The sequence below is a fragment of the Maledivibacter sp. genome (assembly GCA_025210375.1).
Classification (GTDB): domain Bacteria; phylum Bacillota; class Clostridia; order Peptostreptococcales; family Caminicellaceae; genus JAOASB01.
In genome coordinates this window covers 26,971-46,061 of sequence record JAOASB010000003.1, presented here as the reverse complement: position 1 = coordinate 46,061, position 19,091 = coordinate 26,971, and the positions used below count along the sequence as shown (strand labels likewise).

Sequence of the window (19,091 nt, the reverse complement as noted above, 5' to 3'; positions counted from 1 at the left end):
AAAAGCCAGGTAGTCAATAAAAATAATTGATTACCCGGCTTCCATGTTTTACCTTAATCATCTTCCTCTTCGCCATTGTCGTCGTCATTGTCGTCGTCATCGTTGTCTTCTTTTTCTTTATCCATATTTTTCTTTGATTTTATTTCTATGATTTTTGTACTTATATCTTTAAATATCTTACTTTCATTGTCTTTTATGATCCCTTTATCATTATCATCGTCGTCTTCATTTTTATTTTCTTTTTCTTTATTCATCTTTTTCTTTGATTCTATTTCTATGATTTTTGTATTTATATCTTTAAGTATCTTGCTTTCACTATCTTTTATAATTCCTTTATCATTATCAGCTTTATTTTGATTTTTATTCTTATCTTTGTACTTTCTAATATTTATATTTGTTTTTTGCTTCTTGCCTTTATTTGATTCATTTTTATCCTTTGCTTTTTTCATATTCTCAAGCTTTCTCTTCTTCTTTTTAATTTCATATTTTATATCCTTCTTTTCTTCCTCTTTATTTTTGTTTTTTATTTGCTTCTTTTTGTTTATCTCTTTTTTAATTTTGTCTTTCTTTTCCTTTATTTTTTTATTAGTTTTTAAGATTTCATCTTTCCTTAACTCTTTGTGTTCCTTCACTAAGTCACTTACTTTTTTATTCTTTATGTCCTCTACCTTCACCTCAGGCTTATTAGTTGAAACAATCTCATAAACCTTATACTTACCAACTGAAACATGATTTTCCCTTGCTTTCTCTAGAACTTCCTTGTCTGAATCAACATATATGAGGTCTATATCCTGTAGTTCGTCATCCTCTTCTACTTTTTTATAAATCTCATTCTCAATTATTGCGGTATGCTCAACATCATCATTTAAAATTACATTTGAAATTAATACTATATTGTTTTCATTATTTAGGTATTCCTTATCGATTGCCTTTTTTATACTATATATGACTGCATTTTCAATCTTCATCCCTACCATATTATCATCAATAATTTCTTGCCCTTGGTCATTTAGAGGGTTTACCTTCTTAACAATTTCTCTATCATCTATTTGAAATTCTAAACTAGGATTTATATCCAAACTTACTATGGCATATGCCTGAAAGCCTTTTATGAAATCAATTCCAAAGCCTCCTATAATAGTAGCAATAATCAAAATAATGGCAGCTGCAATCCCAATGAAAGGTTTAAAGGATGTATAACTTTCCCTTATAATGTCATCCTCTATGAACATTATTTTTTTCCCTATATCAACGTTTCCTTTTTTCTTTAGCTTTACATAATCAACGCCATGGGTAAGAACTATTATGTAACTCTTTTCTACTTCCATTACTACGCCCTTATATACCATGCTTCTTCCTCCCTTCTACTTCGTATATATAATCCCTTAATACATCTAATTCACTGTCTAATATTAAAGCCACTGAAATAATAAATTTTCTATTTCTTTTCAAGACCTTTTTGCTCCCGCCTATTTTTTCTAGTATCTTTTTTACTGGAAGCATTTTCTTTCTATACAATTCTTCCTTTATAGAATCGTCTTCAATCATAGAATTTGCTATAGATATGGCATTTAACCGAGTATCAATATGCTTTGGAGTTTCTTCTACCAACTCTTTGAAGGATATATTAAAGTCCTTCAGCAAAGCTTGTAATTCTAATATCTGTTCCTTCATCTCATATCTTTCAGTTAGGCTACAATGTTTTGATTTTCCTTCCAACTTATTTTCAATTACATCCTGTCCATCCATGGATATCACTTTCTTTAATTTTTTCGTTTTCCTATGAAAGTCTATTACCCTACTTTTAATAACCCTTTCTGCATATCCAATAAAGCTACCTTTAGTAAATTCGTATTTATTTATGGCCTCATTAAAAGCTTCAAGTCCAATACTAAATTCATCGTCATTCTCTATCTCAATATATCTATTTGTGACTTTAGTAATGCACTTTATTATAAAAGGAGTGTATTCATCAATGAAATTTTCTCTTTCCTCATCATCTCCACCTTTAATTTTTGTCAGCCTATCTTCTATAGGTGTTTTTGTTTTCTTAAATATTTTTAAAAATGGGCCCACGCTTTCACCACCTTTTACATCACAGATATACGTAAAAAATAAATATTTTTAGGTACTCAAATATATTATATTTGATTTTATAGGCATAATAAAAGCACTGGATTTTTCCAGTGCTTTTTTGCAGCTATTCTACTCTATATGCCCTTATCTCTTCTACTTCACCATCATCCACGATAAGTAGTATATTATCATCTTCTTCTAAATCCGATAATTTAGCTCTATCGTCATTTACATATACGTTAGTGGAGCTTTTATAATCATAGATCTTTACTTTTGTGTCCTGCTTAATTGCTATCTGTCTTTCATCTTCATAGACAATTATTAGTTTACCAGCTATGCCTACAGCATTATATTTTCTATCTACTTGAATTTCTAGAACCTCGTCATCATCTTCATCTACTATTAATTTAACTTCGTCTCCAACCATTAAATCGTCTAAATCCCCTTCTCTATCTTTAAACTCAACCTTTACATGTTTCTCTAATTCAAATGAAATAACTTTTTTGGATGAAAGGATAGATATTTCTTCATCGTCCACTTCTAATAAAAGCCCCTCATACACATCATAATCTAATTCTCTGTCAACCTCCATATACTCTATCTCTTCATCTTCATTTATTTTTACTTCTACTTCATCCCCTATTTTGATATCCTCTATATCTCCCTCTATATCATCTTCAAATATTACCTTTGTTTCATCTGTTATGTCAAATCTTTTATCCTTACTTCCTATGTCTATTTCAATCCAATCATAGTCACCATCAATATCCTCTACTTCGCCTTTATATTCATGATATAGTTCTCTGTCTACTTCAATATATACTATTTCGTCATCTTCTCTTATTTTTACATAAACTTTATCACCTACTTTTACATCTTCTATATCACCTTCTACACCATGATCAAATACTACCTTTGTTTCATCTATTACGTAATATTTTCTATCTCTATTTCCTATCTCCAGCTCAATCCATTCATAATCATTATCTATATCTTCTACTTCACCTGTATATTCCTTCACTGTATCCTTGTTATAATCTCCTTTGATTTCAAAGAATACTATAATACCTTCATCATTAAGCTGTATCTTTATTTCCATACCTACTTCTAATTCCCTTGTTGAAACATATTTGCCATCCTTAGTATAAACAGGGGCATTTTCTAAAATCCTATATTCTTTATTTCGGTCATCGATTTTTAATATCAATTTATTTTCCCTAATTGCCACTAGCTCCGCAAATTTTTCATTTTCATCTATATCGCTATACACACTATCATCCAACCTTGCGATTAGGACTGCCATTTCTGCCCTGGTAATGGATTTATTTGGTCTATAGGTTTTATCAGGATATCCCTTGATGATGCCCTTTTTATCTGCAAGATATACATACCCTACCGACCCAAGCTGTACAGCTTCGGCATCAATAAATCGAAGCTCCTTATTCATATACTCTTCAGCTTCTTCCTCATAACCTAAGGCTCTTATTATATACTTTGCTACCTCGTGTCTTTTGGCGGGTTCATTTAAGTTCATATCTATAAGCTCAAATTCATCAAGTATTCCCTTTTCCAAAGCCACATCAACATATCCATAGGCCCATACTTCAATCTTGCCTTTATTTTTTAGTTTCTTAGCCCCTTTTTTAATTCTATCTAGGTTTATCCTCGCCATATCTTCATATCCCATAACCCTAAGGGCCATGATTATTGCTTCAAGCTTAGTAACAGATCGTTTAGGTTGATATGTTCCTTCTCCATATCCCTTTATAACTCCCTTTATTGCCATTCTTTCTATGGCCTTTTCAGCCCAATCATAATCATCGATATCTTTAAACTGTTTTGTAATCCCTATTGACAAATAGCCCTTCTTCGCGATTTTAAGGGACTTATGCTTATAATTATTATTCATAGCATAGGTGTCTGTCATCGTTACTGACATTATTAGCAATAATGCTAACATAAAACTTACAATTTTTTTCATACTTTATCCTCCTAATTTCATTTTTGTTATATGGATCATAATAAATAAACTTTACATAGCATACGGAGATCATTAAATTTTTTGGGCCCTCTTAATAAATAATTTATTAATATGATCATAAAAAATTCCTTATGTAAAGGAATTGTAATTTAATGGTAACATATGCTTAATAAAGTATTTTTAAACCTTTGAAGTGATTTTCATATGGAGCATTTAAGATTAATTTGAAATATCGTTTATTTTGATAATGGAAGATAAGATATGAAAAATTTTATTTTTAAAGATATGACATTATGGAGAAGAACTCAATTTTCTTGAATATATGATATAAAATGGGGAACATAAATTAAAGTTTTGACTGGAATCCCTACAATTATAAATTCAAAGCCCTAAGTTTTAAGATATCCCTTTAGATCATAGAAATCTTTAGATTGTTTTTCTTTAATCTATATATTAGAACTTACCACTTAGAACTTTGAACCAAAATATGTCTAATACTCTACATCATATAAGAATAGTCCCTGTGCAGGAGCTGTTGGTCCTGCCTTACTTCTGTCCTTTTTATTTAATATTTTAGCTACTTCCTCGGGCCTCATCCTTCCAACGCCTACTTCTATCAAAGTCCCAACCATAATTCGCACCATATTGTGTAAAAACCCACTTCCCTGAACCGTTATTGCTATGATATTATTATCCTTAGTTATATCAACTTCAAAGACTTTTCTCACCCTAGACTTTTTCTTGGACTTGGCCGTTGTGAAGCTAGTGAAGTCATGTTCTCCAATAAAATAAGAAGCGGCCTTTCTCATATTATCTATATTTAAAGTTTCTTCGATATGGGTTATATGCTTCCTCATAAATGGATCATGGTATTTATGATTCCATATTTTATATAGGTATTTTTTTCTTCGTACATTATATCTTGCATGAAATTTCCCACTGGCTCTTTCTACCCTTTTTACGACTATATCATCGGGTAAATATCTATAACAATAATCTAGGATTTCATTGGTGGTCATTTCGCAGCTTGTATTGAAGTTGGCCACCTGATTTAAAGCATGGACCCCAGCATCGGTTCTACCGGAACCAAAAAGCTCAACATTTTCTTCCGTCATCTTACTTAAAACATCCTCTAGCTTTCCCTGTATGGTCATTTGACCATCCCCAAGTCTTTGCCAACCTTTATATCTACTCCCATCATATTGAATTATAAGCCTTATATTTCCCATAATTTAATCTACCCCTTATCAGAATTTTCAGTACTACTTTAAATTTTACAGTTTATTTTTTCTTATTACAAGGAATCTTTCATAGGGCATATGAAAAAATGAGTAAGATGGATGGGTCTATTATTTTTCAATATCCCTGGTAAGTCCCTTTACATATTTTCTATTCATGAGCTTCTTTTTCTTTCTATCCTCCTTTGTCTCTAGGACAATGTCCATGTCATAATTGTCAAAATCGGGATAAAGCTTTTCCGCTTCTATATGCAAGGTCAATCTCTTTTTATTTACCCTTATCTTCTTCTTTTTCACTATAACCCCGATTTCCCCCTTACTATCTTCTAATCTATGGACTATACCAAAGGCATTTAAGCTGCTAATATATACCCTATCTCCAATACTGAATTCATTATCAATCCTTTGTTTCTCTATTTTTTTCTTATCTATTTTAGTTTTTTTCACTTTATTAAGCTGTTTATCATGGTGGTAAATTATCTCCTTATTTTCTACCTCATTCAATTCCTTAAGCCTTTTATGAACATCACTATAATCTTTACTCTCTTTATATGATATTTCATGGGCTCTTTCGATGAGCTTTTTATCCATACCCAATCTAAGGGCTATATTAAAGCCATTACTATCTCCAGATTCACCTATTTTCAATCTATATAAAGGCTTTAATGTAGCTAAATCAAATCCCATACATCCATTTTCAAAGCCCCTTTCCTTACTTGCGAATTCCTTTATCTCGCTATAATGGGTTGTAGCCAATATGGTTGCCCCTTTTCTATGAATTTCCTCTAGTATGGAGGTTGCCAGTCCCATTCCCTCAGTTGGATCAGTTCCCGCACCCAATTCATCTAAAATGACTAATGAATCCTTATCCGCACATTTTACTATACCTATTATATTGCTCATATGGGAAGAAAATGTACTTAAGCTCTGCTCTATACTCTGATTATCGCCAATATCGACTAGGATATCATTAAATACTGCAAGTTCTCCATCCCTTTGCATGGGTATATGCATCCCGGACTGAGCCATAATGGTTAAGAGTCCTACCGTCTTTAGTGCTACGGTTTTTCCCCCTGTATTAGGCCCTGTAATTACCAAACTTCTAAATTTATCCCCTATGCTAAAGTCTAATGGTACAGCATCCTTGCCGATTAAGGGATGCTTTGCTTCCCTTATGGATATATATTTTTCCATGTTTAGTTTAACTGTATTTCCTTCTATAGCTTTACTATACTTTGCCTTTGCAAATATAAAATCATAATAGGCCATAGCCTCCAGATTAATTTTTATTTCTCTACTATATCCATTAATCATATCAGTCAAATAGGATAATATCTTATATTCTTCATTTTGCTCTTCAATCCTTAAAAGATTTAGTTCTTCTTGTATTTTCCCTACGGCCGCTGGTTCAATAAAAACCGTTGAACCAGAACCAGATGTATCTATGACCTTTCCATTTATATTTTTTCTATATTCTCTTTTCACAGGTATTACATATCTTCCTTCCTTAAAGCCGATAAGATTGTCTTGTATATACTTGCTATAGGCTGGAGAACTTAATATGCTTTGAAATTTACCTTTGATTCTATCCTCTAGGATTCCTATTCTTTTTCTAATTTTGCCTAGTTGTGGTGAAGCTTTATCATCTACCCTCCCATTTCTAATACATCTATCTATTTCTTCACTAATATCTTCAAGATCATATATAGACAAGGAATAGGCACATATATTTGGTGAAATAAGCTCTTTAGATTTCATAAAACCCTTCATTCTCTTTGAATTTTTTATAAAATCCAATAGGAGCATCAATTCCTCAGGGTTTAGTGTATAGTTGATATCTAATTTTTCTAGGGTTTTATTAATACCGGTTAGACTATGAAGAGGAACTCGAAAATTGCTTTCCAACAAATTTTTGGCCTCTGTGGTCTCATTTAGCCAATTTCTAATAATATTTATATCTATTGATGGCTCCAGCCTCCTAACAAAGTCTCTTCCCTCTTCTGACACAGCATATTCTATTAGTATTTCCTTTATTTTATCGTATTCCAACATTCTTAAAGTAGTTTTATTCAACCTTAATCCCTCCATAATTTGATATAATGCTTTGAAAAATATATACGTATTTAGAAACCAGCAACATTCAATTCCTCCTCTCTAGGGTTTTGTTCTATATAAATAAAAAAAGACCGCAAACAAACATTTGGCTTGTTTACAGTCTTTATCACAACATCTGAAATATATAATCCTTATCATACAAATTATTTTTTCCTATAACTACCAATAATCAATAATTATATGGTAGATTGCGGTTTAATCTGACGATAATGATTATACACCCATAATAAAATTAGACATAAGAATGCCGTGGAATTAAGCCACGGCATTTCAGGCTGCCTGAAAACTCGAATTTCTTCGTTGTTGCTTCAACCAAGAACCCTTACGTATGTTTGTATACGCTGCGGTCTCTCGGTTTCAGCACGCCTCGAACTTCAAATTTTCAGACAGTCTGCCATCTTGTTGACTTTGCCAACAATCTGGAATGCCGTGGAATTAAGCCACGGCATTTGTCATCAATTTAATTTATATATCAGCCTATGTTCTTAACAACGATATGAATATCAATTTGAATCCTTAAAAATAGGTTCAAAACTGTATATTCAATCCACCAAAAGAAGGGTACAACAAATAGACCTGATTGGCTCAGATTCTTGAAAGCTTCTCTTGATGCAAATATTAAATTTGATTAGTTTAGTTAAGAACAAACTCCAGCATAAAACACCTCGTAATTATCTTCCTAATAATTATTGCTTCTAATTATAGTATATATTATATACTAATTAGAAGCAATGAATATGTACAATTTCCCTAGATGGCTTTATTATCCACTATTTTTGTCCCCCCGCACCGGTATTAGGACAACCACCTATCCCAAATGTAGAAAATTCTCTTTTTACATCTGTACTTTCGCATTTAGGACATTCTTGTATACTATCATCGGTAATCTTCACAAGCTTCTCAAATGTACTATCGCACTGACCACATCGATATTCATAGATTGGCATAATCTCACCTCCCTATAAATATTATAAGCATATAAATAAATATTTCAATCATTTTTAGGCATATATAGATAACTCAGGTTAATAATTAATATATGCATTGAAATTATTAGCTTAATTTGAAGCTTTGCGATGATGCATAAATTAATTATTAACTCAGATTATCTATAGATATGTGACTAAGAAAATTAATAAAAAGAAAAGAGAATGACTTCAAGAATTTAGTAAGAAAACTATCTGAAAGATTTGTGAAAAATTCGTAGAACTGACAGGAGGTCAGTTCAGCGACCATGAGGCATGGACGCCTCACGGGAGCGTTAGAATTTTTCTCAAAGCTTGAAGATAAAGTTTTCTCTAAATTCTTGTCGGATTGAACGTTCTTTTTATTAATTTTCGAAATTCCACATCTATATATAGAGTTTAGAGTAAATCTTAATTTATACATAGCAAAATATCCCATGTTTCTAGGGCTTTTTTCATTACTTTCATAACCCCATGACTATCTTCTAAGGGTTGCAATAATTCTACTGGTATCCTTTATCATTTCAAATAAATCCCTTATATCCTTTACAACAATATCGCTTGCAAGAAGGGCTTTAGTCGCTAGACCCTCTGCCCCTATGACACATATCCCTATGGTGCTTTCCCTAAGCATCAATGTATCATTGTTCCCATTCCCTACCGCTATTGTCCTATATGAACCTAGTTCCCTTATAAAATTCAATTTATCTACAGTCCCATTTTCCCTAGATATTATCTTAACTTCTACATCCATATCCTTAAAGTTTTCCTCAACAGTTCCAAAGGTATCAGCAGTAATAATATATATATTAGCCAGCCTTGAAATATCAACTAGTTTTTCTTTGATTCCAGCTATTAGCCTTCCACCCTCAGCTAAAGTTCCATTATAATCAAAAACTACATTTTCAATATATATTTTTTTGTAGGAAGGAATGTTCACTTCTATCATAATTTCCCACTTCCTTTTTAGGCATATAAAGAAAATAAACCAGTCAGGTTACAAAGTAATTCTGATTATTTTCTAGGAACTCAATCGTGAGCATACTCACTGTATGTGAGTATGCTCGAAAAGAATCAAAAGAACGAGTAAGATGACTAGTTTATTTTTTGAATATGTCTTATACTTTAAATTCGTTTATTATTTCATTCATTTTATTGGCTGATTCCAATTGATTTTCTGATATATTAGCTACTTCTTGAATCGCTGCCGTTATTTCAGTAATATTATGGGCAATTTCATTTGAACCAGACGCAGATTCCTCAATGGTAGTATTTATAGCTTCAATAGTACTACTTATTTCATCCATTGAAGCGGATATTTCTTCTGTGGTTGCAGCAAAATTTTCTACTAAGCTACTAATAACCTCTGAATCTTTCATATATTGCCTTCCAGTATCTTCTAACAAGTCATAGTCTGAACCAATTTTTCCATCTATAAAATATAGTATCCCTTCAGCATTTTCAGCTAGCTCCTTAACGGCCCCTTGTACTTCATCGATAATTGGTTTGATTTTGGATACTGTATTTGAGGATTCCTCAGCAAGCTTTCTGACTTCTTCAGCTACCACAGCAAAACCTCTTCCTTGTTCTCCCGCACTAGCGGCTTCTATTGCAGCATTCAAAGCTAGTAGATTTATTTGCTGTGATATTTGTGAGATTATATCCGACATATTTTGTATCTCTATTACTACCCCACTTTTTTCTACAGCCTTCTTGATATGGTTTGACTTTTCTTTATACATATCATCAGTTATTCTTCTGGACTCTATGGCATTTTCCTTCATTTCATTTGCTCTTTTACCTATTTCATTTGCTATTGTATTCCCCTCATCGGCCTTATGGGCAAGTTGTCTTGTTGCCTTAGCAATTTCTTCAAAAGAAACGGTCACTTGTTGAAGGGCAGCATTATTTTCTTCCATTCCTGCTGCGATTTCCTCAGTAGTAGCGCTCATATTTTCAGCCTGGGCCAAAACTTCCTCAGTAGTAGCTGAAAGCTGTTCACTGGATTCACCTAAATCATTAGAATTATTCATAGCTTCTTTAACTAAATTCTTTATATTAAAATTCATTTTATTAAATGCCCTAGCAAGCATCCCAATTTCATCATTTTTCTTAGTATTAATCTCCTGAGTTAGATCCCCTTCAGAAATGACATCTGCATATTCAGCTAGTCTTTTCAATGGTTTTGTCATGGCACCTAAGAATAGTATCATAAATAATCCAGTAACTATGAATAATGCAACTAATATAAATACTGACCTTATGATAATATCACTAATACCAGCTTTTATACCCTTAAGGGATATCCCTACCTTTAATGCTCCTACATGTTCTTCATTCTCAAAAATAGGTACAGTTATATCAAAGACATCAGAACCCGCTTCCTCATAAAACATGTTGCCAGAATATTGCTCTCCTTCCACAGCAGCAGTTTTACTTCCTTCATCATTCAGCTGTATTCCGATCTTATCTCTATTACTATGGGCTATTGCCTTTAAATCTCTATCTAAGACTATAGCATATATTACTATTTCTTCTTTTCCTACTTCCTCCACCAGCTTTTGCTTATCAAAAACCTCCTGAGCCTTCATTATTTCCTCTGCTCTTATCCCGATTTGGATTATTCCACCATTTTCCATGGAAATGGCTCCATATTTATAGTAATGGTCATCGGATTCACTTTTTCGAACTTTTTCCATTATTTCTTTATTTGATCCTGTAAATAAGGGATAGGCTTTATGATCCTTTGAATAAACCAATCCAATATTTTTATCTATGTTTGAATATATTACTTCTCTATCTTTATTAGAAATATTTATTTCAAAAACGCCAACTTCTTTTCCAATTTTCTTTAGATATTCATTTGACATATTTTCACTTTGGGATAACATTTTTGCGATGAACCTAATATTATTTTCAAACTGAGTTTCAAGATTTGTAATAGCTATATCATCTGTCTTAATTCTATAGGCCAGCTGATTGGCAACCATAAACAAATCCTCTTGAACTTGTTTTTTCATATGCCCATTAAGTGTATATCCTGATATTGCAGTTATTAGTGAAAGAGATAATAGCATGGCAATTAAAGAAAGTGCAGCAATTTTTACTCTTAAAGAAACTCCTTTTGTTTTTTTCTTAGTCACAAACTCTCCCCCTTATACTTAGTCATATGCAATATTATACCACAATTTTTGGATTTAAATCATTTTTTGTCGTATCTTGTTAATTTTAACAATAATTTAAATTTTATCTTTTTTATAAATGAGGAAATTTTATAACTCTTACTTGGCAAAGTTTTATATGGAAATATCATTCTTAATGTAATTATGCGGTTTGCCCATAAAAAAACCATAGGATAGACTTTTTTTAATTGTCTACCCTATGGGGTGCATTTTAACTACTCTAAAACCAAGTTTCATGGGCTTAAGTAACTTAAAACAATGAATATAAAAAACCGAGCAGTCTAGATCTACTCGGTTTTTACATATCCTAATATTCCATTTCAGCTAAACGCTTATATCCTGTATATCTTTCCTTTGAATCCTTTTCAGCTTCTTCAAATAGGGTAGCTGCAACTTCTGGGAATCCAGTTTCAAGAGCCGTATATCTTACTTCGCCTCTTAAGAATTCTTTGAAGTCACCCTTAGGTTGTTTTGAATCAAGGATAAATGGATTCTTACCTTGTTCCTTAAGTAATGGATTGAATCTCCATAGGTGCCAGTATCCTGCTTCAACTGCAAGCTTAATTCTTTCTTGAGATTTACCCATACCAGCTTTTATACCATGGTTTATGCATGGTGCATAGCAGATGATTAAAGAAGGTCCTTTATAGCTTTCAGCCTCTACTAAAGCCTTCATGAATTGGTTATTATCTGCTCCCATACCTGTTTGAGCTACATATACATAACCATATTGAGTAGCTATCATACCAAGGTCTTTCTTCTTAACCCTCATACCAGCAGCAGCAAATTTAGCTGTAGCAGCCGTTGGAGTAGCCTTAGAAGCTTGACCACCTGTATTTGAGTAAACTTCAGTATCAAATACAAGGACATTTACATCTTCACCGGATGCAAGAACATGATCTAATCCGCCATAACCAATGTCATAAGACCATCCGTCTCCACCAACAATCCAAACTGACTTCTTAACTAAATAATCTTTCTTTTCGATTATTTCATCTGTTATTTCTTTAGCTTGTGCCTCGAAGCTATTTCCTTCTATAGCAGCAATTACCTTAGCAGAAGCTGCCTTAGAAGCTTCTCCATCATTCATTACTTCAATCCAGCACTCAAATGCTTCCTTAACCTCAGTAGCTACTCCTAACTCCATAGCTTCTGCCATTAACATTTGAAGCTTTTCTCTGATTTTCTTAGAAGCTAATGCCATACCATAACCGTATTCAGCATTGTCTTCAAATAATGAATTAGCCCAAGCAGGTCCTTTACCTTCTGCATTCTTACAATAAGGTGTAGAAGGGGCACTACCTCCCCAGATTGAAGAACAACCTGTGGCATTGGCGATCATCATTCTATCTCCGTATAATTGAGTTACAGCTTTCATATATGGAGTCTCACCACAACCAGCACAAGCTCCTGAGAACTCGAATAAAGGCTGTGCAAATTGACTTCCCTTTACAGTAGTCTTAGCCATAATATCATCTTTATAGGTTACATTGTCAACTGCATAATCCCAGTTAGCAACTTCATTTTCTTGAGTAGCAAGATTTTTCATAACTAATGCTTTACCCTTAGGAGCAGGACATATATCCGCACAGTTTCCACAGCCTGTACAATCTAGTGTAGAAACTTGGATTCTATACTCAAGTCCATCCATACCTTTTCCTATAGCCTTCTTAGTAGCAAAAGACTCAGGAGCATTTCCCTTCTCTTCCTCATTTACTAAGAATGGTCTTATAGCCGCATGAGGACATACATATGAGCATTTGTTACATTGGATACAATTATCTATTTGCCATTCAGGTACGTTTACTGCAATACCTCTCTTTTCGTATGCAGCTGATCCAGCTTCAAAGGTACCATCTTCAATATCTTTGAATGTAGAAACTGGTAGATCTTCACCTTTTTGAGCATTTATTGGTTTTAAGATGTTCTTGATAAAACTAGGATCGTCAGTTGTAGCAGCAGCTTCCTCAACTACTTCTCCAGCCCAAATCCCTGGAACCTCTACTTTCACAAGAGCTTCTCTTCCTTTATCAACTGCGGCATGATTCATGTTTACTATCTTTTCACCCTTCTTACCATAGGACTTAACGATAGCATCCTTTAAGTAATTCATGGCATCATCAACAGGAATAACCTTAGCTAGAGTAAAGAAAGCCGATTGCATTACCATATTGAATCTGGTACCTAAACCGATTTCATTAGCTATATTATATGCATTTATGATGTAGAAATTTATATTATTTTCTGCAATATATTTTTTCAGCTCTGCTGGAAGATTCTTATCTAATTCTTCTACAGTCCATTGAGTATTAAGAACAAAAGTTCCACCCTTTTTAAGTCCTTTTAGAAGATCATATTTATCAACATAGGATTGATTATGACACGCTACATAATCAGACTCATCAATAAGATAGGTTGATCTGATTGGCTTTTCACCAAATCTTAAGTGGGATACTGTTATTCCACCTGACTTCTTAGAGTCATAGGCAAAATAACCTTGGGCATAAAGGTCAGTTTTGTCGCCAATGATCTTGATTGCATTCTTATTAGCTCCAACGGTACCATCTGAACCTAGTCCCCAGAATTTACATCTTTTTGTACCCTTTATTTCAGTGATTATACGCTCTTCAACACTTAATGAAGTATGAGTAACATCATCATTAATACCTATTGTAAATCCATTCTTAGGTGCATCATTATTAAGCTCATCGTATATTCTCTTTATTTGAGAAGGTGTAGTATCCTTTGAACCAAGACCATATCTACCACCAACAACAATAGGAGCGTTTTCCTTATCGTAAAATAATGTTCTTACGTCTTGATACAATGGCTCACCCAATGCTCCAGGCTCTTTAGTTCTATCAAGTACAGCAATTTTCTTAACCGTGCTTGGTAATACATCAAAGAAGTATTTTTCTGAGAAAGGTCTATAAAGACGAACCTTAATTAAACCTATCTTTTCTCCTTTTTCTATTAGATGATCTATAGTCTCTTCAATGGTTTCTACTACAGAACCCATTGCAATAATTATACGTTCCGCATCCTTCGCACCATAATAGTTAAATGGCTTGTATTCTCTACCAGTAATCTTACTTATTTCAGCCATGTAACCCGCTACTACATCTGGTACTTCTTCATAAAATTTATTGGAAGCTTCCTTAGCTTGGAAGAATATATCTGGGTTTTGAGCAGTACCTCTAGTAACAGGATGCTCAGGATTTAAAGCATTCTTTCTAAATGCTTTTATAGCGTCCCAATCGACTAATCTAGTAAATTCGTCATAGTCAATCAGCTCAATTTTTTGAATCTCATGGGAAGTTCTAAATCCATCAAAGAAATGTAGGAATGGAACTCTAGTTTTAATTGATGAAAGATGGGCAATTCCACCTAGGTCCATAACCTCTTGAACTGATCCTGATGCAAGGAATGCAAATCCAGTTTGTCTTGCAGCCATTACGTCAGAATGATCTCCAAAGATTGAAAGAGCATGTGTAGCTATGGCTCTAGCACTAACATGGAATACGCCTGGTAATAATTCCCCTGCGATCTTATACATATTAGGTATCATTAAAAGTAAACCCTGTGAAGCAGTATAAGTAGTGGTTAATGCTCCACCTTGAAGTGAACCGTGAACAGCACCAGCGGCACCAGCCTCTGATTGCATCTCTGTTACAGCTACAGTTTGACCAAAAATATTTTTTTGACCATTAGCTGCCCATTCATCAACAAATTCAGCCATATTTGATGATGGTGTGATTGGATAGATAGCAGCAACATCTGTAAATGCATATGAAACATATGCAGCAGCTGTATTACCATCCATTGTTTTCATAACCTTATTAGCCATCATTTTGACCCCCTTATTATGTAAATATTATGATTAATCTACATTACAATCTTAGTATAGTATACAATATACAATTAGTCAATGGCATGTTTTTAACAACCTTTATACAATTATGCAAGAAAATAATCCAAGCCATAAAACCATTGAAAATTCTAGGTTGTAGGTTCATAGTTGCAAATGTCAAAGTGAATACCAGTGGCTTCTTAAAAGTATTGATAAAAATACATTAAAGATAAACAACTTTAAGGTTTAATATATTTTCCAAAACAATAATACTTGTAGGCCTATTTATTTTATATGGAGAAATTGCATAATTCTAACTTGCAACTTAAAACTTTTCTTTGAACTTTTCCCCCATTGCCTTCTCCAAATAAGGCTCAATATTCCAAAACTCTTTAAAGCCTTTATATTCTTTTAAAGCGACTTCATTTGATTTGTCATCCTTAAAAGCCCTTATAAGTATGTTTTTAGGTGTATGCTCCATATCTATGAATTCTAGCATCTGAACTGAATATCCCATGATTTCAAGGATATTTCCCCTCACACTATCTGTCACAAGGCTTGAAAGCTTTTCTTTAATTATGCCGTGTTTTTCCATGGGTTTCATTATAGGATTATGGATTTTATTAAAAAGCTCATGCTGGCAGCATGGTACTGCAAGGATAACATCTGCATTCCAGTTTACTGCTTTTACAAGGGCATCATCGGTTGCAGTATCACAGGCATGAAGTGACACTACCATATCAATCTTGTCTATTCCTTCAAAGCCCTTAATATCTCCGTGTATGAACTTCAATTTATTATAATTTAATTCATGGGCTATCTTATTACAGAAATTAATGACATCCTTCTTTAAATCCAAGCCAATTATATTTATATCTAAGTTCAGTTCTTCTACAAGGTAGTAATATAAAGCGAAGGTAAGATAGGATTTTCCACATCCGAAATCAATAATATTTATGGTTCTGTCTTTATCTAAGTATGGAATACAGTCTGAAACCATTTCTAAAAATCTATTTAATTGTTTAAATTTATCGTATCTTTGTGATAAAACCTTGCCGTTTTTGTTCATTACCCCTAACTTGATTAAAAATTCACAGGGCTTGTCTTCCTCTAGTATGTATTTTTTCTTTCTATTATGGCTAAAATCTATGTTTTGCCTTGTGGGAGGTTTTTTTAATATGCTTGATTTTCCCTTCTTACTTATTAGAATTTGATAATCTGCGTCGGTTGTGTATATGGCTCCTTGCTTAAAATAATTTTTCATAAGCTCCTGTGCCTTAGATTCCCCTTCCCTAGAAGTAAGATTATTGTGTATTATTTTTTTATCATAATGATATGAAAACTGAAATAGTAATTCATCTTTAATCATTACGGGTTTTATTGAAACCTTATTAAATGTCTTTTCACTTTTTTTTCTTACCTTACTTAGTACTCCATATATGATTTTTTCTTCTTGAAATGTCATATGGAATAATTCAGATATATCATTCATAATATCTCTCCTCGTTGAATATTTAATCACAGAATAGTATTTTTTATATTTTCCATATTCATTTTAGGATTACACGTTATTATATTATACCATTTTTATACTTTTTTATTTTATTTAAAATAGTACATATGAAAAAAATAAATAAATGGGGTTACAAAGTAATTTCAATTATTTTCTAAACCCTCGGTTACGGTCATACTCACCCTATGTGAATATATTTTTATAAATTTCTATATTGACAAAATATTCAATTGGTTTATAATATAAAGCATATTAATTAAAATTTAATAACTAAAACTCTTATCGAGAGTGGCGGAGGGACTGGCCCTACGAAGCCCGGCAACCGGCATATTTATGCATCGGTGCTAATTCCAGCGATATAATGATATCGACAGATGAGATCAATCATACTCAAAAACCTCTTTCGATATCGAAGGAGGTTTTTTTTTATAACATACTATAGAGATTCCAGTTAAACAGTTAATTTATACATACCTAGACTCTCTATATTCTAGTAATTTAAATTTATGAAGAGGTGAATCGAGTGATCAAGCTTAAAAATTTGACTAAGATATATAAGAAAAGTAATCAAGAAGTAACTGCCTTAAAGGGCATTAGTCTAGAAGTTCATAGGGGCTCCATTCATGGAATAATCGGCTTAAGCGGTGCAGGTAAATCATCCTTGATTAGATGTATAAATAGGCTTGAAGAACCTAGCTCAGGTGAAGTATGGGTTGATGGCGTAAATCTAATGTCCCTGGATAATAAGGGACTAAGAGACGCACGCAAGGGAATGGGTATGATCTTCCAAGGCTTCAATCTTTTATCAAGCAAAACTGTTTTCGATAATATTGCCTTTCCATTAAGGCTATCAAAGGTTCCAGAAGCCGAAATAAAGAAAAGAGTTTTAGATTTGCTTGAGTTGGTAGAGCTTTCTGATAAAGCAGGTTCTTACCCTTCACAACTCAGCGGTGGTCAAAAACAAAGGGTAGGTATAGCTAGAGCCCTTGCCAATGAACCTAAGGTTCTTTTATGTGATGAAGCTACCTCTGCCCTGGATCCTAAAACTACAAAACAAATTTTAACTCTACTTAAAAGTATAAATGATTCATTGGGCATCACTATTATTGTAGTCACCCATGAAATGGATGTGATTAAAGAAATATGTGATTATGTAACAATACTAGAGGGTGGAAAAGTTATAGAAGAAGGCAATACAATAGATATTTTTTCAAAGCCCAGAAACCAGGTGACAAAGCATTTTGTAGAAAGCACAAGCTATATACCAAAGGAATTCCTAAAGGATATAGTTCTAAGCCTGTCCTTCGTGGGGGGAAGTGCAAATGAACCTATTATATCAAAGTTAATGAAGGAATTTGATATAGAGGTAAATATTTTATCGGGACGAATTGAATATATTCAAAATAAACCTTTAGGTAAGTTAACCGTAGGAATTGATAATCTATCATTGGATTTGGAAAATATTATTTCATACCTTGAAACCCATAATGTGAAAGCTGAGGTGCTTAAAAGTGAATAACTTATTTGAACTACTTATACCATCACTGTTAGAAACTCTATATATGGTAGGAATATCGGCAATCCTAACCATACTACTTGGTCTTCCCCTTGGAATAATCCTTGTGGTCACTGAAAAGAATCATATATTGCCCTTCCCTAAGTTGAACAAAGTGCTTTCAACAATAGTTAATATCATAAGGTCATTCCCTGCAATAATCCTTATAATATTAATTATTCCATTTACTAGATTGATAGTGGGGACATCTATTGGAACTACAGCCGCTATCGTACCATTGGTGGTAGCAGCTACTCCATTTTTCGCCAGAGTAGTTGAAACATCCCTTAAGGAAGTAGATTCGGGCATTATTGAGGCGTCGATTTCAATGGGGGCAACCCCCCTTCAAATCATCACTAAGGTTTTATTACCCGAGGCAATGTCATCCCTTGTCCTCGGCATAACTATAACACTCATAAATATTTTGGGCTTTTCCGCAATAACAGGAATAGTTGGAGGAGGTGGTCTAGGAGACCTAGCCATTAGATATGGCTATCATCGTTTTAAAACGAATGTCTTAATTGCTTCAGTAATTGTACTGATTGTGATTGTTCAGTTAGTTCAAATTTCTGGAAATAGCTTAGCAAGAATACTAAATAAAAAATAGGAGGGTTTT

At 33.2% G+C, this 19,091-nt stretch carries 12 protein-coding genes and 1 riboswitch; of the genes, 2 read left to right on the top strand and 10 right to left on the bottom strand.

Translation table 11 applies throughout. The annotated features are described in order from the left end of the window. Positions 1 to 53: 53 nt before the first annotated feature. From N4A68_00840 to N4A68_00795, 10 genes are all read right to left on the bottom strand, one after another. Positions 54 to 1,349, bottom strand: a complete 1,296-nt coding sequence (locus N4A68_00840; GenBank protein ID MCT4562864.1) for an anti-sigma factor domain-containing protein — start codon at positions 1,347 to 1,349, stop codon at positions 54 to 56. Then, on the bottom strand, positions 1,339 to 2,076 hold the full coding sequence (sigI, locus tag N4A68_00835) for an RNA polymerase sigma-I factor (GenBank protein MCT4562863.1): 738 nt from the start codon (positions 2,074 to 2,076) through the stop codon (positions 1,339 to 1,341). Before sigI ends, N4A68_00840 begins: the two co-directional genes overlap by 11 nt. Before the next feature lie 124 nt (positions 2,077 to 2,200). Further along, positions 2,201 to 4,057 (bottom strand): S-layer homology domain-containing protein, encoded by a 1,857-nt coding sequence (locus N4A68_00830; protein MCT4562862.1) that lies wholly within the window; start codon positions 4,055 to 4,057, stop codon positions 2,201 to 2,203. A gap of 491 nt (positions 4,058 to 4,548) precedes the next feature. Beyond that, the gene (gene truA, locus N4A68_00825; GenBank protein MCT4562861.1) at positions 4,549 to 5,286 is read right to left on the bottom strand and encodes a tRNA pseudouridine(38-40) synthase TruA; all 738 of its coding nucleotides are present in this window, start codon (positions 5,284 to 5,286) and stop codon (positions 4,549 to 4,551) included. A 120-nt stretch (positions 5,287 to 5,406) separates the two neighbouring features. Beyond that, positions 5,407 to 7,368, bottom strand: a complete 1,962-nt coding sequence (locus N4A68_00820) for an endonuclease MutS2 (protein ID MCT4562860.1) — start codon at positions 7,366 to 7,368, stop codon at positions 5,407 to 5,409. An 812-nt stretch (positions 7,369 to 8,180) separates the two neighbouring features. Beyond that, the gene (locus N4A68_00815) at positions 8,181 to 8,357 is read right to left on the bottom strand and encodes a zinc ribbon domain-containing protein (protein ID MCT4562859.1); all 177 of its coding nucleotides are present in this window, start codon (positions 8,355 to 8,357) and stop codon (positions 8,181 to 8,183) included. 496 nt (positions 8,358 to 8,853) lie between these two features. Further along, complete coding sequence (locus tag N4A68_00810) at positions 8,854 to 9,324, bottom strand: ATPase P (protein MCT4562858.1); 471 nt, start codon at positions 9,322 to 9,324, stop codon at positions 8,854 to 8,856. A 169-nt stretch (positions 9,325 to 9,493) separates the two neighbouring features. Continuing rightward, complete coding sequence (locus tag N4A68_00805; protein ID MCT4562857.1) at positions 9,494 to 11,518, bottom strand: methyl-accepting chemotaxis protein; 2,025 nt, start codon at positions 11,516 to 11,518, stop codon at positions 9,494 to 9,496. 346 nt (positions 11,519 to 11,864) lie between these two features. Further along, positions 11,865 to 15,404, bottom strand: a complete 3,540-nt coding sequence (gene nifJ, locus N4A68_00800; protein MCT4562856.1) for a pyruvate:ferredoxin (flavodoxin) oxidoreductase — start codon at positions 15,402 to 15,404, stop codon at positions 11,865 to 11,867. 328 nt (positions 15,405 to 15,732) lie between these two features. Further along, entirely contained in the window at positions 15,733 to 16,899 is a 1,167-nt protein-coding gene (locus tag N4A68_00795) for an SAM-dependent methyltransferase (protein ID MCT4562855.1), read from the bottom strand. A 297-nt stretch (positions 16,900 to 17,196) separates the two neighbouring features. Continuing rightward, positions 17,197 to 17,301, top strand: a riboswitch (SAM riboswitch). A gap of 142 nt (positions 17,302 to 17,443) precedes the next feature. Between N4A68_00795 and N4A68_00790 the strand changes: the two genes are divergently transcribed. Continuing rightward, entirely contained in the window at positions 17,444 to 18,439 is a 996-nt protein-coding gene (locus N4A68_00790; protein MCT4562854.1) for an ATP-binding cassette domain-containing protein, read from the top strand. After that, positions 18,432 to 19,082, top strand: a complete 651-nt coding sequence (locus tag N4A68_00785; GenBank protein ID MCT4562853.1) for an ABC transporter permease — start codon at positions 18,432 to 18,434, stop codon at positions 19,080 to 19,082. The genes N4A68_00790 and N4A68_00785 overlap by 8 nt, the downstream gene beginning before the upstream one ends. Positions 19,083 to 19,091: the final 9 nt, after the last annotated feature.

Excerpts from the sequence above, each read along its gene's own strand:
- N4A68_00840 (MCT4562864.1), bottom strand. The coding sequence starts at position 1,349 with ATGGTATATAAGGGCGTAGTAATGGAAGTAGAAAAGAGTTACATAATA.
- N4A68_00830 (MCT4562862.1), bottom strand. The coding sequence starts at position 4,057 with ATGAAAAAAATTGTAAGTTTTATGTTAGCATTATTGCTAATAATGTCA.
- truA (MCT4562861.1), bottom strand. The coding sequence starts at position 5,286 with ATGGGAAATATAAGGCTTATAATTCAATATGATGGGAGTAGATATAAA.
- N4A68_00815 (MCT4562859.1), bottom strand. The coding sequence starts at position 8,357 with ATGCCAATCTATGAATATCGATGTGGTCAGTGCGATAGTACATTTGAG.
- N4A68_00810 (MCT4562858.1), bottom strand. The coding sequence starts at position 9,324 with ATGATAGAAGTGAACATTCCTTCCTACAAAAAAATATATATTGAAAAT.
- nifJ (MCT4562856.1), bottom strand. The coding sequence starts at position 15,404 with ATGGCTAATAAGGTTATGAAAACAATGGATGGTAATACAGCTGCTGCA.
- N4A68_00795 (MCT4562855.1), bottom strand. The coding sequence starts at position 16,899 with ATGAATGATATATCTGAATTATTCCATATGACATTTCAAGAAGAAAAA.